The organism is Avibacterium endocarditidis (assembly GCF_965138825.1).
GTDB classification, from domain to species: Bacteria; Pseudomonadota; Gammaproteobacteria; order Enterobacterales; family Pasteurellaceae; genus Avibacterium; species Avibacterium endocarditidis.
The window spans coordinates 1-24,723 of record NZ_CBCSDH010000004.1 but is presented as its reverse complement, the minus strand read 5'-3'; the positions used below and the strand labels follow the sequence as shown (position 1 = coordinate 24,723).

Here is a 24,723-nt window from a genome sequence, read left to right as displayed (position 1 = left end):
GTACTGTAATGTGCGCATTATCATAAGAGCTTCTCTCTCTCCAAACGACCAAATTCTATTCAAATTTAATATGAATATACTGTTAAGAAGCCAAACATACCAACAACTTGCTGAGGTTCATCAATATTCTATTAGAACCATTCAAAGGCACATTGATAAAGTCCTAAAATCCACATTAAAACCTGTCATTTACTTATTGATACCATTTTTATCGGCGCTTACATTACTGGTATTTAGCATATAACCCCTTTTTAGAGGAACGTTCTGAAAGGCTATTATCCTTATAAACATCATTATGTTCGAGGTGTCTATGCAAGTTTGAAAGGCTATCAAAATTATCTTTTCATGTGTAAAAAATAGGTAGATTTAGACATTGAAAATTTCATTTTCTCAGGGTAAAAACTACCATTGAATCTGTGAATAAATATACTTTGGTAAGAGCCATTTAGCTATGCCATTTATTTTAGTTACTTGGACTTGATATGCTGGAACAGAACTTTGAATTGTAGGAGCATTTTTAAGATATAAAAAGATTGGCGGAACGGACGGGACTCGAACCCGCGACCCCCTGCGTGACAGGCAGGTATTCTAACCAGCTGAACTACCACTCCGCGTTAGCGAGAGGCATAATAATAGTGAACGAAAAGTTCGTCAAGCAATTTTTATACCCCGCTGTTTAACTGATTAATCAATGAGCGCTAATGTATGCTTTCATTCTCCGTTCGTTTTATCCATAGACAATTTTCTTTGCTTTTTTTATTAATTAATTTTAAATAGTCTAAATGGGCTTGCTCTTCTTCTGCATCGGGTGTAATCACAGTAAAATCTTGTGAAAAAAACACCGCACTTTCAATTTGCACTTCTTCTTCAATCTGTTGTATCGGTTCTTCGGTTTCCGTATCATCAAACAAACTTGTTTGCCCCCCCGTCATTGCTAAATAAACATCGCCTAGAATCTCCGCATCCAGCAATGCACCGTGTAGTGTTCGTTTACTATTATCGATATATAAACGATCACAAAGAGCATCTAAGCTATTGCGCTTGCCGGGATATTGCTGGCGAGCCATTTGTAAGGTATCTGTAACGGTGCAAATATCGCTAGTTTTCACATTGCACTTGTGCTTTTCAAATTCATAATCCATAAACCCCACATCGAAGGGCGCATTATGAATCAACAACTCAGCACCTTGAATAAACTCAATAAACTCTTGAGCCACTTCAGAAAAACTTGGTTTATCCGCTAACATTTCATCAGTAATGCCGTGAACTTTAATTGCCTCAGGATCAACAGGGCGATCAGGTTTAATGTACAAATGCAGCTTTCGCCCCGTATATTTGCGGTTAATCAATTCAACCGCACCGATCTCAATAATACAATGCCCCTCATAATGCGCACCAAATTGGTTCATACCAGTGGTTTCTGTATCTAGCACAATTTGACGTTCAGGGATAAGTGAAGTCGTCATAGTTTTCCTATCTCTTTATTAAATTTTGCGGTATTATCGCCCCATTTGAAAAAAAATTATAGCTAAAATTTATCTGAATTTATGTTGAAACATATTGAAATTTTCACTGATGGCTCCTGTCTAGGCAACCCTGGCGCGGGTGGCATAGGCATTCTATTACGTTATAAACAGCACGAAAAACAAATTTCAAAAGGTTATTTCAAAACAACAAACAACCGAATGGAGCTGAGAGCCGTTATTGAGGCTTTAGCTAGCTTAAAAGAGCCTTGCCAAGTTACTCTACATAGCGATAGTCAATATATGAAAAATGGCATTACTAAGTGGATTTTTAATTGGAAAAAAAATAACTGGAAATCTAGCACAGGCAAGCCAGTGAAAAACCAAGATTTATGGTTATTGCTTGATAATGAAACACAAAGACACCAAATACATTGGCAATGGGTGAAAGGACACAGCGGGCATCGAGAAAACGAAATCTGCGATCAACTCGCAAAACAAGGTGCAGAAAATCCAACGTTGGAAGATGTGGGGTATGAGCGTTCATAGCAGAAAGCGATGAAGTATCTTTCACCGCTTTTTGAATATTCTAAGTAAACTTTTTATTTTAGTTGTCTTCAGTGGGCAACTTCGCAATCACCGCATACCCATCTTCAATTCCTTCTATTAAATAGTCAGAACCTGCACTGATAAACGCAGATTGACCTTGCTTTAAAGAAAGTGCGGTGGAATTTGCGCTGATTTTTAGCTCGCCGTGCATTACCAATAAAATTTCGGCACTTTGTGCGTGTAAGCGGTGTTGCTCAGCTTGTTGATAGCTCACTTGGGTGAGGGCGAAATCTTTTGCCGGTGTTTGATAAGTGAATACTGGCTCGTTTTTTGGTGCAACAGGGATAATTTGTGGCACGACTTCTCGGCAGTCGATCACTTTCAATAGTTCAGCAATATCAACGTGTTTTGGCGTTAAGCCACCGCGGATAACGTTGTCGGAGCAGGCCATTAATTCAATATTTTGTCCGCGTAAATAGGCGTGTGGAATGCCTGCGTCTTGGAAAATACCTTCGCCTTTTTTCACTTCCACAATGTTAAATAAGTAGAAACAGATCAGCCCCACATCAAGTTTTTCAGGAGAAATCTGCATTGCGTCTATTGTGTAAAGCACCCAATAATCAGGATTATCAAGGCTTAGCTGATTTTGTGCATAAGCGCTTTGATTGGCTTGAATAATTGGGTTGAGCCAAGCTGCAAGGGCTTGCTGGTCGGCTTGCATAATGTCGGCATAAAAATCTGCTAAGGATTGTTGTGCAAGTTTTTCTGCGAGCGGGGCGAGAGAAGGGCGAGCTTGCAAGGTTTGCAGAATGGCTTGCTTGGTGTTGAATCCGTGTAATAACCAAAAATCAGACAAGGCAATCATCATTTCAGGTTTGTGATTGTTGTCTTTGTAAGTTCTTTTTGGATCGTTTAAGGCAATGCCTAGGGCATTTTCTCTTGCAAAGCCAGCTTCAGCTTGTGCTTTTGTTGGGTGAAGCTGAATGGAAAGGGGCAGTTTCACATCTAAAATTTTCAGCAAATAAGGCAAGTTATCTCCAAATTGAGTTCGGCTTGCTTCCCCAAGTGCGGTGGGATTTTTCGCTAAAAATGCGTTTAGTGGCTCAGATGTGCCATTTTCTTCAATGATTGATGGGGCAGAGCTGTGATCCCCTAGCCACCATTCGGCATAATATTGATTTTGCTCGGCTGGAATGCCGAGAAACTCAGGTAAAAATTGGTGTCCGCCCCAGACATAATGCTGGAGCTGACCATTTAATGGGTAAAGCATTGTTATTTTCCTTTTTTATTGTTTTTTTCGTTTTTATTTGCCGTGGATTTTTGTTTCGCTTGTTGCTTAGCTTGTTCTGGGGCATTTTGATCTTGCGAAATACGACCACTATCGGTGAGATATTGTAGAATTTTTTCCACATCTTTAGGATTTTCAGCCACTAAAGGCACGGCTTTGCCGTTTTTTAACACTAATTGCAAAAAGCCATTTTCACCAATATTAATGGTATTGATATAAGCATATTGCAAATAAAGATTATTTAAGAAAAAGCCGTCTTTTTTCAAAATAAACACAGGGAAGCGGATAAAGAAATGATAAATCATCAAAATACCGAACATTACCAATAAAAACATTGTGTAAGGTTCGATACCTTGTGGTAGCGCTTGATAAATAGCAACACCAACCAATGCGAGCATAATAATGCCTTCGATTTTCGATTTACGGCGTAAACGCACTTTTAAGATGGTTTCACCAAAGCGTTTTTCCATTAGGAATTGATCGTAGAAAGCATATAAAAAATAAAGAATGATAAAAACTAATAAAGCGGTATTGATCATAGCAACGTCCGTATTCTGATTAGACAAAAAATAAACTCTCCGCGAAAGTTCGGGGAGAGTTTAATTTTAGCATTATTCTGCGTTTAAGTAACGATTAAGCAAGAATACCGGTTGCTGCACCGATGATACCGATGATGAAAATGCCCACGATAATCCATAAGGCATTCACACGGTTGCGTAATAACCACATACAAGCAAAGGTAAATAGCAATGGTAATAAACCCGGCATTAAGCTATCAAGGATAGATTGCACGGTGGTCACTTCAATCGTACCGTCTTGTTTTTCAATGGTGGAAACCACCAGTGGCACATTAATGCTTGTCCATTTTTGCACTAACGCCCCCATTATGAATAGACCGAGAATTGATGCCCCTTCAGTGAGTTTTTGCAATAAGCCCCCACTCATATCTTGCACCACATCAAGCCCTTTCTTATAGCCGTAAACTACGCCGTAATAACGGGTTGCTAAACGTACAAGGTTGAATAAGACGAAGAATAATAATGGGCCAAGGATACTTCCGCTTAATGCTAAGCCTGCACCAAGTGCCGCGAATACAGGACGAGCTGTTCCCCAGAAAATTGGATCACCTACACCTGCTAATGGCCCCATTAGACCCACTTTGATCCCGTTGATTGCCGCATCATCAATTTCTTTTCCATTTGCGCGTTCTTCTTCCATTGCGATGGTTACACCAAGCACAGGTGCAGCCACGAACGGTTGAGTATTAAAGAACTCTAAATGGCGTTTGATTGCATCTTTGCGTTCTTGAGAATTTGGATCTGGGTATAAACGCTTGATAACAGGTACCATTGAGTAAGCAAAGCCAAGGGCTTGCATACGTTCAAAGTTCCAAGAGCCTTGGAAAAGGTTAGAACGCATTACCACTTTATTTAAATCACTTTGGGTTACTTTTTTCATTTCAGTTGTCATTTTTCTTACCCCATTAATCTAATCTGTTATCAAGATCATTGTTGCCATTTGAAACCACTTGCACCACTTGTTTACTTTGGTTGTATTTCGGGTGAAGTTGGATATAAAGTGCTGCCATAATTGCACCTAGCACACCTAAGGCAACAAGGTTGAAATCAGTAAAGGCGGCAATCACAAAGCCTGCGTAGAAAAATGGCATTAAGTGGCCTGCACGCATCATATTGATCACCATTGCATAACCCACAACGGCGATAATTCCACCAGCAATTTTTAAGCCTGTTGTCACAACTGGCGGAATTGCATTTAACATTGCTTGCACTGCGTCTGTACCTGCGGTTAGAGCCACGATTAACGCTGGGATCGCAATACGCATCGCTTGTAAAATCAAGGCACTGCAGTGAATCCAGTCTAAGCGGTTCAAGTTACCATCTTCAATCGCACGGTCTGCGGCGTGTTGGAAACCCACAGTAATTGCACGCACAACATAGGTTAAAACCTGACCTGCTGCGGCAAGTGGAATGGCAAGAGCGATCGCGGTAGTGATTTCTTGACCACCCACAATTACAAGAATGGTTGAAACCACAGAAGCTAATGCCGCATCAGGTGCAAGTGCCGCACCAATGTTCATCCAGCCAAGGGCAAGTAATTCTAATGAACCACCCACAATAATCCCCGTTTTAATATCGCCTAACACTAAGCCCACAAGGGTACAAGCGATAAGCGGACGGTGAGTTTGAAATTCATCAAGAATCGATCCCATACCTGAAATACAGGCAACGATAAATACGAGAATAATTTGTAGCGTTGAAATTTCCATAATATTCATCCTTTACACAAGATTGTTTTTCTTCAATAAATCCATCATATATTGACGGCTATCGTTTGATACTTTACGCACATCAAGCTCCACGCCCATTGCATCAATGGCTTTGAATGCGTCAATGTCTTTATCATCAACAGATACCGCACTGGTAATCATTTTCTTACCGTCTTTATAAGCCATACCACCAATGTTGATGGATTTCATATCAACGCCAGCTTCTAGCAGTCTTAACACGTCTGTTGGATTGGTGAATAACAACATCATACGCTCGCCTGCATATTCAGGGTTGTTATAAACGCGGATCATTTTATCTACGCCCACAACGTGTGCGGTTACTCCCGGTGGCGCAACGCTTTTCAGCATTGTTGAACGCACACTATCTTTCGCCACATCGTCATTTACTACCACAATGCGAGAAACTTTGCTTTCTTTTGTCCAGCGTGTTGCTACCTGACCGTGAATTAAGCGGTCATCAATACGCGCAAGCCCAACAACAAGATGACCTTCTTTATTTGGTGTAACCACTTCAGGTTGGCTTGGTGCAGGGGCTGCTTGAGTAACGGCTTGTGGTGCTTGCTCAGGCTCTTCTTCCACATATCTCAACGCACGAACCCCCGTACGACCTGTTTCTAACGCGATTGCCACGAGTTCTTGCAAACTTGGGCCATCATCGCGAGCCATAAAGGTTTCCACCAACATTGGCACATTCACGCCCGTAACAATGTCCATATTGTCTTTGCCTTCCGATACACGGTTTGCCGCATTAAATGGACTGCCGCCCCAAGTATCAACAAGGAATAAGACTTCATCACAATGTGATAGGGTTGTGCTGAGTTTTTCCTGATATTTCGCCATAATCGTTTCAGCGTTTTCGCCGGGAACAAAATCGATCGTGGCAACGTTTTCTTGTTCACCAATCAACATTTCGGTCGTTTTGAGCAGTTGTTCTGCCGCTACACCGTGTGTTGCGATGATGATCGCAATAGCCATAAGGACTCCTTATACAAGTGGTTATGGTTTAAGTACTATAAAATCAGGCGCGCATTCTAAACGAAAATACTCCAAAATAATGTGATGAAGATCACGGATTTTGCACTGCACTAAATAAAAATTGTGATTCATATCATATTTTTTATTATTTGATTAAAAAACATTCTTTTTTTGATGTGCTATATTGATTATTTTTGAAGTGAAATTTTATAAATTTTTATCTTATTGAATTTTCTCAACAAAAAATGCTTAAAAAGTAGCAGAGTATTTTTAACTTGTAAGGTGAACGTTTATTTTTGCGATCTTGATCGTAAAAATAAAGTGCGGTGGTTTTTTTGTGAGTTTTTTCCGCTAGGCTAAAGAAAGATAATCGCTATACATCAATGAATGAAAGAATAATGAAACTGTTTAATTGGCAAGCCACGAATTTTTTGCAACAAAAACAACAAGGTATGATCGTAGCAGAGAATATTGAAATAGCGCGGCAAGCGTTGTTTCAACGACAGTTGCAAAATATCAAGCTGCAACGCAACTGGCAATTTCCGCGTAAACCGAAAGCGAATGAATTGTATGAACTGATTAACCAGCTGGCGTTACTGCTGAAATCCGCCGTGCCAATTAAGCAAAGTTTGCAATTATTGCTGCAGAATTGCACAGTGATTTCTTTAAATCTCTGGCTTGGGCGATTGATAGAAGATCTTGAAAGTGGTCTAAGTTTTTCACAAGGAATTGAAAAACAGGGGAAATATTTTTCACAACAGGAACAGCAGCTAATTCAAGTGGGCGAAATGACAGGCAAGCTCGCGCAAGTGTGTGAGCAAATCGCACAATATCGTCAGCAATCCTTAATTCTGCAACGAAAACTCCAAAAAATCCTGCTTTATCCTATGTTGGTGCTGGGCATTTCCGTGCTTTTGACCTTGTTGTTGCTGATTTTTATCGTGCCACAATTTGCTGAAATGTATGGCAATAACAATGCTAGCTTACCTGCATTTACCACATTTTTATTACATCTTTCCGAAGGATTGCAAAAACATTTTTGGCAGCTTGCTTTGTTATTTATGCTGGCTTTGCTTTTTATTCGCTTTCGTCTAAAGCGTTCGGCAAAGCTAATAAAGTGGAAAAATCAATGTATCAATAAAATGCCAATTTTGGGCAGGATTACTCAGTTAGCCCGCCTGATTCGCTTTAGCCAAGCCCTTGCGCTAATGTTGCGTTCAGGCGTGCCGTTAAATATGGCATTGCAATCTTTTTTACCGAAACAGCAAAGCTGGCAGGTAAAGCAAGTTTATACGGGCGATCCCGTGCTAAATCAAGCGGTGGAAACAGCGTTATATTGGCTCAATCAAGGTTATAAATTTTCCGATAGCGTAGCCAGTGATTTCTTTCCAATGACGGCACAACAAATGCTAAAAATTGGTGAAGAAAGTGGGCAGGTAGCACAAATGCTACAATATATTGCTGATAAATATCAACAAGATCTCAATCATCAAGTGGATTTGCTTTCTCAATTACTCGAACCCATGTTAATGCTCATTATAGGCGGCTTAATCGGCGCAGTGTTGCTAGGAATGTATTTACCCATTTTCAATATGGGATCGATGATCCAATGATAACGCTTGCAACATTTTTATTGGGTAGCTTCGTGGGGCTACTTATCTTTTTGTATATTGCCACTTTTGCCCAACGGCTAACGCAGACTGTATGGCAAGATTATTGTGAACTTTTCCAGCCACAACAAAGAGAAAAGCCAATGCCACATTCCTCTTGGCAGAATAAAAAGTGCGGTGGTTTTTTGTGTTATATTTTTGCCTTTGCAGGATTGTTTGCTTTATGTAGCAAGCTTAATGCGGATCCTTATATCACATTATGGTGGGCGATTTGGTTGAGCTTGGTGATTTTAATCAGCATTATTGATTGGCTTTATCGATTGATTCCACCGTTATTATGTGTTTGGCTTTTCTTATGGATATTGCTTGGCGTGCATTGGCACATTATTCCGCTTTCGTTGGAGCAGGCTTTAGCAAGTGCGGTAGGAATTTTGTTAATTTTTTATAGTATTTGCTACATAAGCCAAATGGTTTATCACAAAACAATGTTAGGCGAAGGGGATTGCTGGCTAGCGTTTGCACTTGGTGCAGGCATTTTCTGGCAAAAACTACCGCACTTTGTTTTTCTTGCTTGCTGTTATGCCATTGTTTTTTGTGGCATACAAAAATTGTGCAGGCGTGATGGACAACAAATTGCACAACAAATTCCCTTTGCGCCGTTTTTAAGCCTTTCTGCCCTGAGCCTATTATTGCTTCGCTAAAAAAGACAGCGTATGATTTCTAGCAAAATAAATAAAGGTAGGAAAAAATGAGTTATATTGTTGGCGTAACGGGCGGCATTGGCAGTGGCAAAAGCACCATTGTGGATTTATTTGCCGAGTTAGGGGCGGAAATTATTGATGCGGATATTGTGGCAAGAGAAGTGGTGGAGAAAGGAACACCGTTGCTGGCGGAAATTGCAGCACATTTTGGCGAGACTATTTTGCTTGATTCAGGCGAGTTAAATCGTCAAGCCTTGCGTCAAATTGTGTTTGAGCGTCCGCAAGAAAAGGTGTGGTTAAATAATTTACTTCACCCTGCCATTCGGCGTGAAATGCTACATCAGCTTGCGCAAAGCCAAGCGCCTTATGTATTGTGGGTTGTACCGTTGCTGATCGAAAATGATCTGACAGAATTTTGTGATCGCGTGTTAGTAGTTGATGTGCTGCCAGAAACTCAGCTATTGCGCGCTGCGAAGCGGGATCAAAATAACATTGCCTTGATTAAAAATATTATGGCATCGCAAGTCAGTCGAGAAAAACGTTTATCAGTCGCCGATGATGTGGTGGATAACGAACCAGAATTAAGCCAAAATCTGCCTTATTTGCAGCAAAAAGTGTTAGAATTGCATCACCAATATTTACAATTTGCAAAGGAAAAAGAGAAAAATAATGGGTGAAGAAATTTTTACCGTACCTTGTCCCCACTGTCAAAAATCCGTGCCTTGGACACCGCAGAGCCAGTATCGTCCTTTTTGTAGCAAGCGTTGCCAGCTGATTGATTTAGGCGAATGGGCAAATGAAGAAAAAGCCATTCCCTGTGAAACCGCAGATTTTGCCACGAATGAGCATTTTGGCGAAGATTGGCGTGGCTAGTTAAAAGAAAGTTATTTAAGAAAGCAAGCAAAGGAAAAAATGAATATTCAACATCAACACAATCCACAAGATGGCGAGTTTTTTGTCCTTGATGAACAAGGGCAAAAAGTGGCAAAACTCACTTATTATTTTATTGATGCGCATAGCATTAATGCCAATCACACTTATGTCTCAGAGAGTTTACGCGGGCAAGGTGTGGCGGATAAACTTTATCAAGCCTTAGTGCAATTTGTGCGAGAACATCAATTAAATTTAGTGCCAAGTTGTAGCTATATTGCTAAAAAATGGCAGCGTGAAGCGCATTAATCCATTTAAATAATTGATTGAAAACCACAAATTTTGTTTAGCAACGGTGGGCGATTAAAATGCCGTTGCGGTAATTGTCTGTCTGTTGCCTATCTATTTTCTTGTCCATTTTCTTAGATATTCCCCCGATTTTTGCAAAAGGATTGAGAAATTAAAATTATCTTGCTAAAATCCACCGCACTTTTTTACGAAAGTATGTTCGGATGAAGGTAGCTGGAGAGTAGGGAATTAACCCTGCACCGACGAGGTAAAATCTTTCAGGTGCTATTAAATTAGCGGGGACTGTTACTGGACGAACCCTTGGAGAGATCCATTGCATTTGCAAAATGGACGCCGAAGGCGCAAAAGAGCGGTGAAATTTTCATCGTTTTTCAAACGCTCAGGCAAAAGGACAGGGGCAAGAGATTATTTCAGGTGATATAACGCGAGGCTTCGCGTTGTCTTTTTTCTATTCGCCAAACTCTTTTCGCCTCCTTGTAAACCGAGATTTTTTACGAGGAACATTCAATGTCAATCACTGAATTATTATCATCAGTTAATTCATTTATTTGGGGCCCGCCACTGTTAATTTTATTATCTGGCGTAGGGCTTTATTTCACCTTTCGTTTAGGTTTTATTCAAATTTTTCAATTGCCAAGAGCCTTAACTTATTTATTTAGAAAAGAAAAAGGCGCACAAAATGGCAAGGGCGATGTGTCTGCTTTCGCCGCATTAAGCACCGCTTTGGCAGCTACCATTGGAACAGGAAATATTGTTGGGGTGGCAACCGCCGTACAAGCTGGTGGCCCGGGGGCAATTTTCTGGATGTGGTTAGTGGCATTATTTGGTATGGCGACCAAATATGCAGAATGTTTATTGGCGGTGAAATATCGCATTATTGATAAACGCGGATTTATTGCTGGCGGCCCGATGTACTACATTGAACGTGGGTTAGGCATCAAATGGCTAGCAAAAATGTTTGCCATTTGTGGGATTTTGGTGGCATTTTTCGGCATCGGGACATTCCCACAAGTGCAGGCTATCACCCACGCAATGCAGGACAGTTTTCATATTCCTGTGGAAATTATGGCGCCCATTATCACGCTTTTAGTTGCGGCGATTATTTTAGGCGGTATTAAACGCATTTCTTCTGTTGCAGCCATTGTTGTGCCTTTTATGGCCGTGCTTTATGTGGCAACGTCAATCATTATTATTGTGTTGAATTGGCAACAAGTGCCAGCAGCAGTGAGTTTGATTATTGAAAGCGCATTTAATCCGCAATCGGCACTTGGTGGTGCATTAGGTTATACCGTAATGAAAGCCATTCAATCGGGTGTGGCGCGTGGTATTTTCTCTAATGAATCAGGTTTAGGTAGCGCCCCCATTGCAGCGGCTGCGGCGCAAACCAAAGAGCCTGCACGCCAAGGCTTGATTTCAATGACGGGAACGTTTTTAGATACGCTTATCGTTTGTACGATGACAGGCGTTGTGATCGTGCTAACCGGGGCGTGGCAAGCGCCAGAAGCAGGGGCGGCGGTAACTAATCTTGCGTTCTCCAAAGGGCTTGGTACAGCAGCGGGCGGTACGATTGTCACCCTTGGCTTATTATTCTTCGCATTCACCACGATTTTAGGTTGGTGTTATTATGGCGAGCGTTGTTTTGTCTATTTAGCTGGGGTGAAAGGGGTAAAATTCTACCGTTTTATCTTTATTGTGCTAGTGGGCTGTGGCGCGTTTATTCACCTTGAAACCATTTGGATCTTGGCAGATATTGTAAACGGATTGATGGCATTCCCAAATCTTGTCGCCTTAATTGGTCTGCGCAAGGTGGTGTTCGAAGAAACTAGGAACTATTTTCAACGTTTAAGCATTGCACATCGAGATGCTGATGATTAGGAAACGTTAAATAGACATCGGCTATTTTAGGCACAGTAAAAATGATCATTTACTGTGCTTTTTTTATCTAAAATAAAAAAGGAAAGCGGATTGCACTTCAGCCAAATATTATGTAAAGAATGGAAAATTATTGCTTAAAAGGGAGGATTTCAGAAACACTAACCCCTGAATGATAGCAACTTTTTCATAAAATGAAAGTACCTTTTTTCAAATCTTCTACCTAGATCATAAATTTGTATTTTTCTTTTTTATTCTTCAATAAAGCCCTTGAAAAGTTCGCCTAACAGAGCTATGTTGTAGCCATAAGGTTTCACATAAGTAGAAATACTTACAATCAAAAGAGAGGTAAATGCTATGGCTCTAAATATCACAAGTAAACAAATGGACATCACCCCTGCAATCCGCGCTCACATTGAAGAAAGACTTGCTAAATTAGGAAAATGGCAAACTCAACTGATTAATCCTCATTTCATTTTAAATAAAGTACCAAAAGGCTTTGCGGTGGAAGCCTCCATCGGCACGCCATTTGGTGATTTGTTCGCAAGTAGCGAATCGGAGGATATGTACAAAGCAATTAATGAAGTAGAAGAAAAACTCGAACGCCAACTCAATAAATTGCAACATAAAAGTGAATCTCGCCGTGCAGAGGAACGCTTAAAAGATTCATTTAACTAAAAATTTTTCCATTTTAGCCCGCACTTTTGCGGGCTTTTTCTTTGTCTAAGACTGTCTTTATTGTACAATACCGCCCTTATTTCGTTGGCTGAATCAAATTCAGCTGTAACCGTGGTTCGCAACCCTCCCACGCAAAAAAACTAGGACATCTTATGACAACATTCAAAAATCACAATCATAAAGCGGTTGTTATCTTTTCTGGTGGGCAAGATTCCACCACCTGTTTAATTCAAGCGATTGCCGATTATGGTGTAGAAAATGTGGAAACCGTAACTTTCCATTACGGTCAGCGCCACGCCATTGAATTAGAAAAAGCCAAATGGATTGCGCAAGATCTTGGGGTAAAACAAACTTTCATTGATACTTCTGTGATTAAAGCGATCACCTCAAATGCTCTAATGAACGAAAATGCAGAAATCAAGCAAGAAAAAGACGAGCTGCCAAACACCTTTGTGGACGGGCGTAACGCCTTATTTTTGCTTTACACCGCCATTTATGCCAAAGGGCAAGGTATTTCTGACATTATCACTGGCGTGTGCGAAACGGATTTCAGTGGTTACCCTGATTGCCGTGATGTGTTCATCAAATCAATGAACGTTACCCTGAATTTAGCGATGGATTACAATTTTAATCTTCGCACGCCGTTGATGTATCTCACCAAAGCGCAAACCTGGGCGTTAGCAGATAATCTAGGTGCGCTGGATTATGTTCGCAATCATACGCACACTTGTTATCAGGGCGTGGACGGCGGTTGTGGCGAATGTCCAAGCTGCGTATTACGCAATAAAGGTTTAGACGAATATTTAAAACAAAAAAGTGCGGTGCAAAATGTTTAAAGTTTCTAAAGAATTCAGTTTTGATATGGCGCATTTGTTGGACGGACATGATGGCAAATGCCAAAACCTGCACGGCCACACTTATAAATTACAAGTGGAAGTGCAAGGGGAACTACACGCCAGCGGAGCGAAAAAAGGAATGGTGATGGATTTTTCGGATCTCAAACAGATCGTAAAAGAACAGATTCTTACGCCAATGGATCACGCCTTTATTTATGATGAAACCAGCGGGCGCGAAAGTAAAATTGCACGACTGTTGCAAGATCTCAATTCCAAAACCTTTGCCATGCCTACTCGCACCACCGCAGAAGAAATGGCACGCTTTATTTTTCAACGCTTAAGTGAACATTTGCAGATTAGCGCTATTCGTTTATGGGAAACGCCCACTTCATTTTGTGAATATCGGGAAAATTAATGGCGGGAAGATTAATGGCAGAACTGATTTCTAATCCAAGTTATCCCATTGTAGAAATTTTCCAAAGCCTGCAAGGGGAAGGGGCGAACACAGGAATGCCGAGCATTTTTATCCGCTTCGGCAAATGCAACTTAGCCTGTCCTTGGTGCGATACGCCCTACAATGATTTTGAGCCGTGGTCGTTACAGCAAATCTTAGCTAAAGTGCGGTCGTTTTCGGCGAAAAATATTATCATCACAGGGGGCGAACCCACCATTCAGCCACAGCTGAGCTTATTGCTTGATCAACTTAAGGCAGAGGGCTATTTTCTTGCCATTGAAACCAATGGATTAAAGCCTGTCCCTGCACAAATTGATTACATTGCCACCAGTCCAAAACGAGAGTATGCGCAGAAATATCGCCAACGCTGCATTGTGCAAGCTAACGAAGTTCGCATTGTGGCGGATGCCGATGTGCAAGAATTTTGTGCATTAATTGAAAGCCAAATTCAAGCGCAGCATTACTACCTTTCCCCTTGCGAAAGCAACGGTGAAATGAATTTGCTCCACACCATTACGCAATTAGGCTTGCTAAATCAACGTCCGAATAAACCGAAATGGCAGTTGAGCATTCAAACGCACAAGCTGATTGGAATTGAATAAAATTTGATAAAAAATAACCGCACTTTATAAAGTGCGGTTTTTTTTGAAAAGTTTTAATTATTGTTGATTGTAATATTTATAGGCTTCATCAATGGAAGGGAAGTCTAGTAATTTCCCCTTTTCTAATACTTTTGCATTATCACAATATTCACGAATTGCAGAAGGGCTGTGAGAAACGAGAATAATAGAGCGATCTTTACGTTTTTCAAAAAGCTCATAACGACATTTATCACTAAAGCGTGAATCCCCCACGGCAATCACTTCATCAATCAGATAGCAGTCAAATTCTACAGATAAGGATAATGCAAAGGCTAAACGCGCTTTCATTCCCGAAGAATAGCTTTTCACTGGCTCATAAAGATAATTGCCTAATTCTGAAAAATCTTCGGTAAAGGCTTTTACATAGTCAATATCAGCATTATAAATACGACAAATAAAGCGCAAATTGTCCATTCCCGTTAAACTACCTTGGAATGCGCCACTAAAGGCGAGAGGCCAGGAGATGCTCATTTCACGGCGAATTGTACCTGATGTTGGCGCTTCGACACCACTCATTAAACGAATTAGGGTTGATTTTCCCGCACCATTGCGCCCTAAGATGCCAACTTTTTCCCCTTTCTCAAGTTTAAAGTTAATATCATTTAAAACAGTTACTGGACCTGTTCTTGTATGATATTTCTTATAAACATTTTCTACACTGATCATCTTGCGTTAATCCTATTACTAAAACTGCGTACCATTAATAATCCAATTAAAAGCATCACTAGATCACAGGTAAGAAGGTAGCCAGGGGATTCCATTGTGACGATACTTGGACCAAAATAACCGTGTCTAAACATTTCTGTACCGTGAATCATTGGAAACCATAGCAACATAGATTGCACATTACTAGGCAAGCTACTTACTAAAAAGAATGCCCCTGAAATAGGAAACATCAAAAATGTTAGTGTTCCCCAGATCTTGCCAAAAAATTCTAAATAATAAGATAGCGAGCAAATAATTAAACCTAGACCAATGGCAAACAGCGCCATTAAGAACCAAGCAAAAAGCATATATAGCACATCGCTTGGCATTTCAACCCAACCGATTATTACAAGAAAGGCAAGCATCAAAATCTGAGCAACGGTCGCACCCATAATTTCCAACGTCATTCTGGAAAAAAGCGTATCTAAAGGGCGAACATTACGGTGATATAACAACGCCATATTGGCATCAATTGCACCAATTGCTCTATTTGAGGCATTACGCCACATCATCAATAAGGGATAGCCTGTGATCGCAAAAGCAACAATATTTAGCGTAGAAAACCTATCCGCCCTAAAAAAGTGCCACATTAATACAATCACAAGGGTCATCATAAAGGGTTCGACAAATAACCATAAGAACCCTAAATTTTTACGCCCATAACGAGTAATTATTTCGCGTAGCAATAATGCTTTCAGCACTCGCCACTGAATTTGGAATGATTCTCGTAATGAAGTTTGTTCGCCATACTGCATTAGTTTTTATGCTCTCTCACACCGGCTAATAATAGTGTTAATACACCATAAAGCACCAAGCCAAGAATTAACGTTGCCAAAATATTGTATAAACGATGCGGCTCTAAGGCTAAATCTGGACGATTCGGTTTAGCAATAATTTCCAAATATAGCTGCTGTCTGCCCGCTTCTTCTTTTGCACTTTGCAAGGCGGACATCGCTGCAGTTAATTGCTGTTTCGCTAAGGTATCATCTAAAATCAAACGTTGATACTCAGAAGATTGGGTCGTTAAAGATTTCTTCCCTTCAAACACCACATCTAACTGCTGTGATAACTCTTCTCGAATACTTTTTTGTCTAGCTCTTAACACTTTCACCTGAGGGTTATTTGGTGATAACGCTCTGACTTGATCAAGCTGAGTTTGAATTGAAATTAATTCATTTTGTAATTTTTGTACCAAGGTTAAAACTGATTCTGACTGGCTTGCCACATCAAAAATTTCATTTTTAACACGATATTGGCTTAATGCGACAGAAGTTTCAGTTAAGTGATTTTCAGCTTCATTAACGGATTGTTCTGCAAATTTAATGGTATCTCTACGCGCACGATCATTAAGCTGATTCACTAATTTCTCAGCGAGATTGAGCAAGGCATTATTAATTTCTTGCGCTGATGCCGCATCAAAAGTACGCACCCTTAATGTTGCAATACCCGATAATGAATCAATGCTAATTGATAGGTGATCGCGAAAATATTGATAGAACGCTTCTTGGGAGTCGAATAATCCTAGTGGATCAAAACGACTGAAAAAATCCCCTTCGTCATAATATTTTCTAAGCGGCAAATCAGTTTCTAAGGTGCTTAAGGCATTGCGAGAACGCATAAACTCTTGCACCGTGAAAGTATCATCTTGAGAACGTGCAAAGCCGATACTTTGCAATAATGCGCCCATTCCGCCTAAACTAGCCTGACTACGTGAAGAACGCACAATAAAGCTAGATTCAGAAATATAGACATCTGAAGCCCAGATCGAAAAATAAAAAATCGAACAGAAGGTAGGAATAATCACGGTTATCCACAACAGCGGATTAAGTTTCTTTAAATTCAATTTTTTCTTACGTCTTGCAATAGGCTGATCAATATTTTGTTCCATTTTTTATACACCTACATCTTATTAATACTATTTATGGTAGATAGCGCTGGATTTACTGTTCCAAAGATCATACGAATAAATTTTTGGTATTCAGCCAATGGTGCATTAGAGACATAAACAATATCTTTATCTTTAATTGGAAATTGTTGAATCCAAAACATTGATTGAGGTTCAAGTAAATTTGCCTGATATACTGTCGGAATTTTCATTCCGTTGTGATACCCCTTGGCTTGCCATTCACTTTGTTTATTTAATGACATTTCTTCAAATGGAACGTAACGGAAGATAAATACGCCTCTTGGATCTGCGCGATCATCATTTAATCCACCTAAACGACCGATTGCTTCAGCTAAAGTTAAACCTTCTGCTGAAAAACGAATTTCTTTACTATTTCCTACCGCTCCCATTGCAGTAAAGGAAAGTGGATTATTTATTAAGCTTAGGACATCACCAGAACGCAAAAGAATATTCTCTTGCGGCTCGCGTGCTAATTTTGCTAAAGAAATGGTTTTTACTTGGTTATTTCGGGTAAGTTGCACGGCAATATCTTGTAACTCTCCACTTGTACCACCTGCTGCGGTTACAGCATCTAATACACGTTCACCGTAAGTTGTTAAAGGCATACGCACAGCTGATGATTTAGTTAGTACCGTTACATTTGCAGAATTATTTTTTACAACACGCACAATCGCCTGTGGTTGATTCGCAATAGATTGTAAACGATTGACAATATCAGTTTGAATTTGCTCTGGTGTTTTTCCTGCTACACGCAAAGAACCAACAAATGGAATGGTAACGCGTCCATTATTGCTGACCATTTGCTCCGGCAAGCGAGTGCTTTGACTAGATGAAACCCCACTTTCATCTAACACACTACCAAACAAAATCGCTGGTGGTGCTTCCCAAAGGGTAATATCAAGCAAATCACCAGAACTTACCACACCTTGGTAACGTTGCTTAGAAGAACCTAACTGTTTAAAAGATTGAACTTGAAAAGGCGTATCGCCTACAACCTTGTCATCTAACTTAATTAATTGAACAGCAGGAACATTAGTATTTTGCTGTTCCACTTTTTCAATGCTGCCTTTATTTGGCCCTGATGTGGGTAAATTGGCGCAGGATACGAGTAAGCAACAACTGATAGTAATGAGAGATTTGCGCATATGTTTCCTTATAACTATTATTTGGTATTCAAACGTAAAAATGATAGATAGTCAAAAAATTTTGGGCATTATAATGCATAAATCTCATTTATGGGGATTTTTTTGTTTGAAACAGTAACTAGTTGAAATAGTTAATGAATATTGATCTCCTGAATTTCTATACAAAAAATCATGTTTGACTACCAGTAAATAGGAAAGTAGAATTATACGTTTAAAAATTTGATATGGATGAATTTAGCTGAATAATTTACCGTACAATCAAGTAACTAAAATGCATATCGCTAAACTAAAGAAATTATTTCGAGAGCCGGGTATATTTTTACGTGATTTTTTCAATAAAAAATATCCAGTTTATAATGCAGAGCAACGCATCACCGAGAAAGATGAGCTAGCTATCATTGAAAATAGCTTATATCTTGCAGACTTAGAAAGCAGTATTCAACTTGAACCTTTTAACATTGATGTTGTTTTTACTTGGGTCAATAACCAAGATCTGAAATGGCAGCAACGTCGGCATCAATTTGCCGAGGTAGCTGAGCAAACAGCACTTTATGGCAATGATGAAGCTCGTTTCAGTAATCACAATGAGCTTTATTATTCTCTACATAGCGTGCGTTCTTTTCTCCCTTGGGTAAATCACATTTATATTGTTACAGATGATCAAATTCCCGAATGGTTTACGCCAGAGAATTATCCAAATGTAAGTATTGTTGACCATGCTCAAATTATTGATAAACAATATTTGCCTACGTTTAATTCACATGTCATTGAGGCTCATTTGCATAATATCCCCAATTTAAGTGAATATTTTATCTATTTTAATGATGATGTATTTGTTGCTCGCCCTTTGCCGAAAGCGCATTTTTTTCACCCTAATGGGATCGCTTCACTTTTTATTGCAGATAAAAGTTTAAAAAAAATGGCTATGAAAGGTAAATTAACGCCAACACTTGCGGCATCACAAAACAGCATAGCCTTACTAAACAAGCATTATTTAAATCAAATCGATAGATCACTGGTTCATACATACGTTCCGTTGAGAAAAAGTGCTTTTCAAACTGCTTGGCAAAGGTATAATTCAGAGATTTTAGCTTTTTTATCTAATAAGTTTCGTACAAATCAGGATCTAAACTTGGCTACTTTCCTTGTTCCGTGGCTAATGTATTTAAATGGTCAATCTACAGTAGGTGCTGAAATATGCTATTATTTCAATATACGCTCCAATAATGCAGTAAGCCAATACCAAAAACTATTGAAAAAAAAATAAACTAGGTCAACAACCGCATTCATTTTGTGCGAATGACTTTCATAGCACAAAACAGATTAAAAACTATCAGGAAAAACTGATTGAAATGTTAAAAATTTATTTTAATAAATAGACTAAAATTACAGGTTATATCTTATGAATAAGAAAAAATTAAAAAAATTACTTCGAGATCCTAAACTATTTTTCCGAGATATGTATGCTAAAAGAGCCATACAAGTAAAAAAACATTTGCCTATGAGATATAAAGGAAATAACTACTATACTATTGTTTCTGCTGTCTATAATGTGGAAAAATATCTTGATGATTATTTTAATAGTATAGTCAAACAAAGCCTTAGTTTCAAAAAGCATATTCAAATTATTCTAGTTGATGACGGTTCTACCGATAATTCCGCTCAAATCATTAAAAAATGGCAAGCTAGATTTCCTAAGAATATACACTATTTTTATAAAGAAAATGGTGGGCAGGCTTCTGCGCGTAATTTAGGGCTAGAGTATGTTCAGACAGAGTGGGTCGTCTTTACTGATCCTGATGATTATCTACATCCAGACTATTTTAAATCAGTAGATTATCATTTAACGAAAAACGTCTCAGCTACTATGCTTGTTACTAATTTAAAATTATTTATTGAAAATCAAGGTATTATTAAAGACAGCCATCCTTTAAAATTTCGTTTTGATAAAACACATACTATTAAAGTATCAAACTTAGATCGGTTTATCAATTTATCTGCGGCATCTACTTTTTTTAAAGTATCGTATATTAATAGAAATAGATTACATTTTAATCATCAAATAAAACCGAATTTTGAGGATGGCAAGTTTATTGCTGATTATTTATTGCAGCAGCAAAATGCTGATGTAATTTTCAATAAGGATGCTATTTATTTTTATCGTAAACGTAACAATAGTAGCTCAACTCTAGATACTTCTTGGTTAAAACCTGAGAAATTTTCAGATATCTTTGAGTTTGGATTTATCCCTATGCTAGAAAGTTATAAGCATAAGATTGGAAATATTCCTTCTTTTATTCAAAAGACAGTATTATATGATATGAGCTGGTATATTCAATACTTACTGAATAGACCTGAACGTCTTGATTTTTTAACTATAGAACAAAAGCAAAAATTTTATAATCTGATAGATATTGTTTTTTCATATATTGATGAAAAAAACATTATGGAATTTAATCTAATAGGAACATGGTTATTCCATAAAGTTGGAATGCTTGGTTTATTTAAAAAAATAGAACCTCCATTTCAAATTGCGTATATTGAAAATATAGATCGTGAACAGAAACAATTTCTAGTTAGCTATTATACTTACTTTGACTTACCTTACTCAATTAAAATTGGTAATCAAGAAATTATTCCAACTTATGAAAAGACAGTTGTCAATATTCTAAATGATAAGTTATTTGTTTATGAAAAACGGTTGTGGATTTCTTACTCATCACTTAAAAACTCAGCAAGAATTGACTTATTATTAAATAATAAATCTATGCGGATTTCCATCAAGGGTAAGATATTTAGTAAGGGAATTGAATTAAAAGAACTAATTAACCTATTTATGCCATCTCAAAAATATATTTCAGATGGCAGTTGGCTTTTAATGGATAGAGAAACTAAAGCAGATGATAATGCAGAACATTTCTATCGTTATATGATGAAGAACCATCCTGAAAAAAGTTGCTATTTTGTTTTGAATAAAACGGCACAAGATTGGGATAGATTAGAGAAAGAGGGCTTTAATTTAGTTGAATTTGGAAGTAAAGATTATGAAGAACATTTGCGAAAAGCTGATAAGATCATTTCTAGTCACTTAGAAAAACACATTAATAATTATTTTGGTGATCTTTATGAATATAGCAAAAAGTTTGTTTTCCTTCAGCATGGAGTAACTCAGAATAATTTATCTATCTGGGTTAATACTAAGATTAATTTACATTGCTTCATTACTACAGCACTTCCAGAATATAAAGAAATTGCAGCAAACTTCAATCGTTATAAACTAACTGAAAAAGAAGTAGTATTAGCTGGTTTCCCGCGTTATGATAGCTTACTATCTAAAAGTATTCTTAGAGGAAAACGTATTCTAATTATGCCCACTTGGCGAAATTATATTGTGGGGAAAAATATTGGAAATGGTAGTAATAGGCGCATTATTAATAATTCTTTTATGGAGACTTCCTACGCTCAACACTGGTTTAGCTTTTTACATTCAAAAGAATTAAAATTATTAGCCGAAAAATATGAACATAAGGTTACTTTCGCTCCTCACCCTAATATAGAACCCTATTTACCCCTATTTAAGGTTCCTTCTTATATAGAAATTTGGAAAGGGGAAGAGGCTACGGAAAGCATTCAAAACTTATTTGGAGACTCCTCAATTTTAATTACAGATTATTCTTCAGTAGCTTTTGATATGGCTTATCTTAATAAGGCTGTTATTTATTATCAATTTGATCGTGATGAATTTTTTTCAGGTGCACATACTGTTCAAAAAGGATGGTTTGACTATGAAAGCTCTGGCTTTGGTCCTGTTACTTTAACTGAACAGAACACATTTGATGCATTAAAAAATATCTTACAATCAGGATTAGATAATAAATATCTTACTCGTATTAAAGAAACTTTTCCATATCAAGATGATCAAAACTGTGAACGTGTATATCAAACTATTGTTGCATTGGATAATCCTGAAGAACGTAACAATTTGCCAATTTTAAAGAATATGATTGTTCATGCTGAACAAAATCAGGCTTGGGAATTAGCAGCTAGTCGTATTCAGATTTTGTTTGATGAAAATAGGCTAGAACAAAAAGAATTAGATGATTACTGGAATCGCTATTTGAATGCACTATTTAATAGTAAGCAGTTTAATAAATTACAAAATTTACTATTAGAGAATCCTAAATACTCTCAATATTGGCAAGCTAAAATAGATTTGCAAATTGGCAATGCTATTAAAGGAGCTAGATTCTTCGCTAAAGAAAATACTATCGGTAGCCAAGAAGATTTTTTAATAGCTCTTCTTATATCAGCCTTTTATAAAGATAAAGAGAATACTAAAAATTTATTAAAACGACTAAATAAAAATTTAGAAAAAAAATACCGCTCTTTACTGGAAATAGCAAAGAAAATTTTAGAACAAGATTATTTTGTAGCGTTAGCATTACTAAAAACTTATATAGATACAATAGATATGGCTAATCGAAATAGCTTAAAGCTTGAACTATTAGCTTCTTATATTTATATGAAGTTAGGTAATTTACAAGGTGCACACCAATGCCTTGTGACCTATGAAAAGCATACTAAAAATGATCCAAGCTGCCGTATAGCAATTGCAAGATTAGCAAAGCTCCGTGGTGATTTTGACAAAATGTTTATTCAGCTTAATCGTGCTTTTGAAGAAAATTTATTACTAATTCCTGAGGATTTGGCTGTTGACTATCTGAAGAAAATGCTTGACAGTGGAAACTCTGAAGGTGAAGAGTATCTGTTGAAACAATTCCGACAAAAATACTCTGAAAATTTAGAAATAGCTTTATATGAGGCCGAAAAACTTTACCAAGCTCAAAACTGGAAAGGACTAATAAAGGTTATAGATGAATTTGTCCCAACTTCGCGTGAAGCTGCTTATTTTTATATAATTGCTCTATGTCGTTTGAAAAACGATAAAACTGCACAATATTATTTTAATGATTTGACCGCTCAAGATACGTTAGCTTATTGGAAATTAGCAGCAGAAGTTGCTGAAGTTAAGGGGGATAAAGTATTGCAAGCGAAGTGCATAAGAAAGCAATTAGAGTATTTACAATAGTCACTGAGTTAAGTAAAGCCGCCGTCTGTCGGAGTTAGTTTTTCAGACGGCTGTCTTATAATGATTTATTCTAGCTCCATTGTTGGCGTGATATACTGAAGATGGTTTATTTTTGTAAGGTCTATCCCATTATCAATATCAGTGTATAGGACATTATTTCTTTCCCAAAATACATCTTTACGTATAACTTTGGCAGGGACCCCAGCAATTATGCAATTATTAGGAAAGCGTTTTTTTACAACGGAATATGCTCCTACTATGCTGCCATTCCCTATTTGTGAGCCACCCCAAATTGTTGCTCCATATGCTACCCATACTCGATAACCAATGATTATATCCTTAGACGTATTTAAACGCTTTCCTGTACGTACATCGTAGATAGGGTGTGCGTCATCGGTTCGGATTTGATTATTAGTAGCAAACATACAATCTTCACCGATAGATAGAGTGGTATGTTCAGCGACTGTAATGTAAACAGGATTTGTGCTAGTCGTTTTGCTTCCTATTTTAATAGGTACACCCTACTCCTAAACACCATTGCCCTTTCATAGAAACATTTTCACCAATATACACTTTGCTATTATGTCCTAAAAATTCTAAAAATACATTACGAAGATTTGCATTAGGATGAATAGTAACTTGATTCCCTCCCCCGAGAAATTGAAAATGGCAGTTATGTAGATTATTTGGAGCAGTGATTTTATTACCTGATGTATCATAGTAGTTGCCAGAGATTAATTCTTTTTTTCTGCTATTAACTACGGGTACGGGACGATCGGCAAAATATTGCTCAGCTCGCTCTGCGAATTTAATAAATAAAGAACAAATCTGCGAAAAATCAAGAGTGCTCACATCATACATGTATACATTATCATTCTCCAGCTTAATTAGTTTGGTATCTGGGTATATGATACTAATATTATCTATTGGGGTTTTATCTCGGTAGAATAAAAATATTTTTTGTTGAACTAGATCCAAACTAACTGAAAAGAATGATTCACGATCACTCTGAAAGTCGCAATATACATTTTGCTGGTAATAGATTTTAATTGATGTGGATTTCAATTTAATCGTTTTCAGTATTTCTTGTTGAAATTCTTCAGTTGTTTTGTTTATCATCTTACCTTCCACAATATATTTTTAATCTGATTATCAGAATAGATAGTAAGCAGTATGCTTACTATCTATTTGATTATAGCTAGACAAAGTCTAGCTATAAAACTATACGCTATGCGTATGGAATCAAAAAGCTTAAGCGGTGAACAGAATAAAAAAGTCCTCCTATAATGAATAAGGCAGACAACCAAAATTCAGAATATAGGAG

25 protein-coding genes, 1 tRNA gene and 2 riboswitches are annotated in these 24,723 nt (G+C 37.9%); of the genes, 13 read left to right on the top strand and 13 right to left on the bottom strand.

The features are described from left to right. Window positions 1-534: 534 nt before the first annotated feature. A tRNA-Asp gene (locus tag ACNAV8_RS03115) sits at window positions 535-611 on the bottom strand. An 87-nt stretch (window positions 612-698) separates the two neighbouring features. Then, on the bottom strand, window positions 699-1,466 hold the full coding sequence (gene dnaQ / locus ACNAV8_RS03110; protein WP_103854687.1) for a DNA polymerase III subunit epsilon: 768 nt from the start codon (window positions 1,464-1,466) through the stop codon (window positions 699-701). 81 nt (window positions 1,467-1,547) lie between these two features. Between dnaQ and rnhA the strand changes: the two genes are divergently transcribed. Further along, a complete protein-coding gene (gene rnhA, locus ACNAV8_RS03105; protein WP_415777197.1) occupies window positions 1,548-2,012 on the top strand; it encodes a ribonuclease HI in 465 nt (154 codons plus the stop codon). Window positions 2,013-2,070: 58 nt separating this feature from the next. On the opposite strand, the gene manA is transcribed toward rnhA, so the two are convergent. The 5 genes from manA to manX form a co-directional block, all read right to left on the bottom strand. Further along, entirely contained in the window at window positions 2,071-3,282 is a 1,212-nt protein-coding gene (manA, locus tag ACNAV8_RS03100; RefSeq protein WP_181021984.1) for a mannose-6-phosphate isomerase, class I, read from the bottom strand. Between the two features lie 2 nt (window positions 3,283-3,284). After that, a complete protein-coding gene (locus ACNAV8_RS03095; protein WP_415777196.1) occupies window positions 3,285-3,839 on the bottom strand; it encodes a DUF986 family protein in 555 nt (184 codons plus the stop codon). Between the two features lie 94 nt (window positions 3,840-3,933). Continuing rightward, a complete protein-coding gene (locus ACNAV8_RS03090; RefSeq protein ID WP_017807081.1) occupies window positions 3,934-4,770 on the bottom strand; it encodes a PTS mannose transporter subunit IID in 837 nt (278 codons plus the stop codon). Window positions 4,771-4,783: 13 nt separating this feature from the next. After that, the gene (locus ACNAV8_RS03085) at window positions 4,784-5,587 is read right to left on the bottom strand and encodes a PTS mannose/fructose/sorbose transporter subunit IIC (RefSeq protein ID WP_017807082.1); all 804 of its coding nucleotides are present in this window, start codon (window positions 5,585-5,587) and stop codon (window positions 4,784-4,786) included. Window positions 5,588-5,599: 12 nt separating this feature from the next. Then, window positions 5,600-6,583, bottom strand: coding sequence for a PTS mannose transporter subunit IIAB (manX, locus tag ACNAV8_RS03080; RefSeq protein ID WP_103855475.1), 984 nt, complete (start codon window positions 6,581-6,583; stop codon window positions 5,600-5,602). A gap of 398 nt (window positions 6,584-6,981) precedes the next feature. Between manX and ACNAV8_RS03075 the strand changes: the two genes are divergently transcribed. From ACNAV8_RS03075 to ACNAV8_RS03030, 10 genes are all read left to right on the top strand, one after another. Next, the gene (locus ACNAV8_RS03075) at window positions 6,982-8,196 is read left to right on the top strand and encodes a type II secretion system F family protein (RefSeq protein ID WP_415777195.1); all 1,215 of its coding nucleotides are present in this window, start codon (window positions 6,982-6,984) and stop codon (window positions 8,194-8,196) included. After that, window positions 8,193-8,894 carry a prepilin peptidase gene (locus ACNAV8_RS03070; RefSeq protein ID WP_415777194.1) on the top strand — a complete coding sequence of 234 codons (702 nt, stop codon included), beginning with the start codon at window positions 8,193-8,195 and terminating at the stop codon, window positions 8,892-8,894. The genes ACNAV8_RS03075 and ACNAV8_RS03070 overlap by 4 nt, the downstream gene beginning before the upstream one ends. 47 nt (window positions 8,895-8,941) lie before the next feature. Next, on the top strand, window positions 8,942-9,571 hold the full coding sequence (gene coaE, locus ACNAV8_RS03065) for a dephospho-CoA kinase (RefSeq protein WP_103855472.1): 630 nt from the start codon (window positions 8,942-8,944) through the stop codon (window positions 9,569-9,571). Next, window positions 9,564-9,767 carry a DNA gyrase inhibitor YacG gene (yacG, locus tag ACNAV8_RS03060; protein ID WP_103855471.1) on the top strand — a complete coding sequence of 68 codons (204 nt, stop codon included), beginning with the start codon at window positions 9,564-9,566 and terminating at the stop codon, window positions 9,765-9,767. Before coaE ends, yacG begins: the two co-directional genes overlap by 8 nt. A 39-nt stretch (window positions 9,768-9,806) precedes the next feature. Continuing rightward, on the top strand, window positions 9,807-10,073 hold the full coding sequence (locus ACNAV8_RS03055; protein ID WP_415777193.1) for a GNAT family N-acetyltransferase: 267 nt from the start codon (window positions 9,807-9,809) through the stop codon (window positions 10,071-10,073). Window positions 10,074-10,363: 290 nt separating this feature from the next. Further along, window positions 10,364-10,478: riboswitch (glycine riboswitch) on the top strand. A gap of 102 nt (window positions 10,479-10,580) precedes the next feature. Beyond that, window positions 10,581-11,948, top strand: a complete 1,368-nt coding sequence (locus ACNAV8_RS03050; RefSeq protein ID WP_103855470.1) for an alanine/glycine:cation symporter family protein — start codon at window positions 10,581-10,583, stop codon at window positions 11,946-11,948. A gap of 354 nt (window positions 11,949-12,302) precedes the next feature. Beyond that, window positions 12,303-12,623 carry a ribosome hibernation-promoting factor, HPF/YfiA family gene (gene hpf / locus ACNAV8_RS03045; protein ID WP_103855469.1) on the top strand — a complete coding sequence of 107 codons (321 nt, stop codon included), beginning with the start codon at window positions 12,303-12,305 and terminating at the stop codon, window positions 12,621-12,623. Window positions 12,624-12,728: 105 nt separating this feature from the next. Beyond that, window positions 12,729-12,773: riboswitch (PreQ1 riboswitch) on the top strand. A 2-nt stretch (window positions 12,774-12,775) separates the two neighbouring features. Further along, window positions 12,776-13,459, top strand: a complete 684-nt coding sequence (gene queC, locus ACNAV8_RS03040; protein ID WP_103855468.1) for a 7-cyano-7-deazaguanine synthase QueC — start codon at window positions 12,776-12,778, stop codon at window positions 13,457-13,459. Further along, window positions 13,452-13,874 (top strand): 6-carboxytetrahydropterin synthase QueD, encoded by a 423-nt coding sequence (queD, locus tag ACNAV8_RS03035; RefSeq protein ID WP_103855467.1) that lies wholly within the window; start codon window positions 13,452-13,454, stop codon window positions 13,872-13,874. Before queC ends, queD begins: the two co-directional genes overlap by 8 nt. A 14-nt stretch (window positions 13,875-13,888) precedes the next feature. Further along, the gene (locus tag ACNAV8_RS03030) at window positions 13,889-14,515 is read left to right on the top strand and encodes a 7-carboxy-7-deazaguanine synthase QueE (protein ID WP_103855476.1); all 627 of its coding nucleotides are present in this window, start codon (window positions 13,889-13,891) and stop codon (window positions 14,513-14,515) included. 57 nt (window positions 14,516-14,572) lie between these two features. Here the strand turns inward: ACNAV8_RS03030 and ACNAV8_RS03025 are convergent, their stop codons facing one another. The 4 genes from ACNAV8_RS03025 to ACNAV8_RS03010 are packed head-to-tail and all read right to left on the bottom strand — an operon-like array spanning window position 14,573 to window position 18,310. Continuing rightward, window positions 14,573-15,220: an ABC transporter ATP-binding protein gene (locus tag ACNAV8_RS03025; protein ID WP_103855466.1), complete on the bottom strand. Its 648-nt coding sequence runs from the start codon at window positions 15,218-15,220 to the stop codon at window positions 14,573-14,575. Then, window positions 15,217-16,014, bottom strand: coding sequence for an ABC transporter permease (locus ACNAV8_RS03020; protein ID WP_103855465.1), 798 nt, complete (start codon window positions 16,012-16,014; stop codon window positions 15,217-15,219). Before ACNAV8_RS03020 ends, ACNAV8_RS03025 begins: the two co-directional genes overlap by 4 nt. Then, window positions 16,014-17,147, bottom strand: a complete 1,134-nt coding sequence (locus ACNAV8_RS03015) for a capsule biosynthesis protein (RefSeq protein WP_103853331.1) — start codon at window positions 17,145-17,147, stop codon at window positions 16,014-16,016. Before ACNAV8_RS03015 ends, ACNAV8_RS03020 begins: the two co-directional genes overlap by 1 nt. Before the next feature lie 11 nt (window positions 17,148-17,158). Then, window positions 17,159-18,310 (bottom strand): polysaccharide biosynthesis/export family protein, encoded by a 1,152-nt coding sequence (locus ACNAV8_RS03010; protein WP_415777192.1) that lies wholly within the window; start codon window positions 18,308-18,310, stop codon window positions 17,159-17,161. A gap of 271 nt (window positions 18,311-18,581) precedes the next feature. Here ACNAV8_RS03010 and ACNAV8_RS03005 point away from each other — a divergent pair, with 271 nt between their 5' ends. Then, the gene (locus tag ACNAV8_RS03005) at window positions 18,582-19,577 is read left to right on the top strand and encodes a stealth family protein (protein ID WP_415777191.1); all 996 of its coding nucleotides are present in this window, start codon (window positions 18,582-18,584) and stop codon (window positions 19,575-19,577) included. Between the two features lie 135 nt (window positions 19,578-19,712). Further along, complete coding sequence (locus ACNAV8_RS03000) at window positions 19,713-23,399, top strand: CDP-glycerol glycerophosphotransferase family protein (protein WP_415777190.1); 3,687 nt, start codon at window positions 19,713-19,715, stop codon at window positions 23,397-23,399. A 65-nt stretch (window positions 23,400-23,464) separates the two neighbouring features. Here the strand turns inward: ACNAV8_RS03000 and ACNAV8_RS02995 are convergent, their stop codons facing one another. Together ACNAV8_RS02995 and ACNAV8_RS02990 are read right to left on the bottom strand one after the other, a co-directional pair. Beyond that, entirely contained in the window at window positions 23,465-23,824 is a 360-nt protein-coding gene (locus ACNAV8_RS02995) for an LbetaH domain-containing protein (protein ID WP_219827900.1), read from the bottom strand. Window positions 23,825-23,906: 82 nt separating this feature from the next. Further along, a complete protein-coding gene (locus tag ACNAV8_RS02990) occupies window positions 23,907-24,518 on the bottom strand; it encodes a hypothetical protein (RefSeq protein WP_415777189.1) in 612 nt (203 codons plus the stop codon). Window positions 24,519-24,723: the final 205 nt, after the last annotated feature.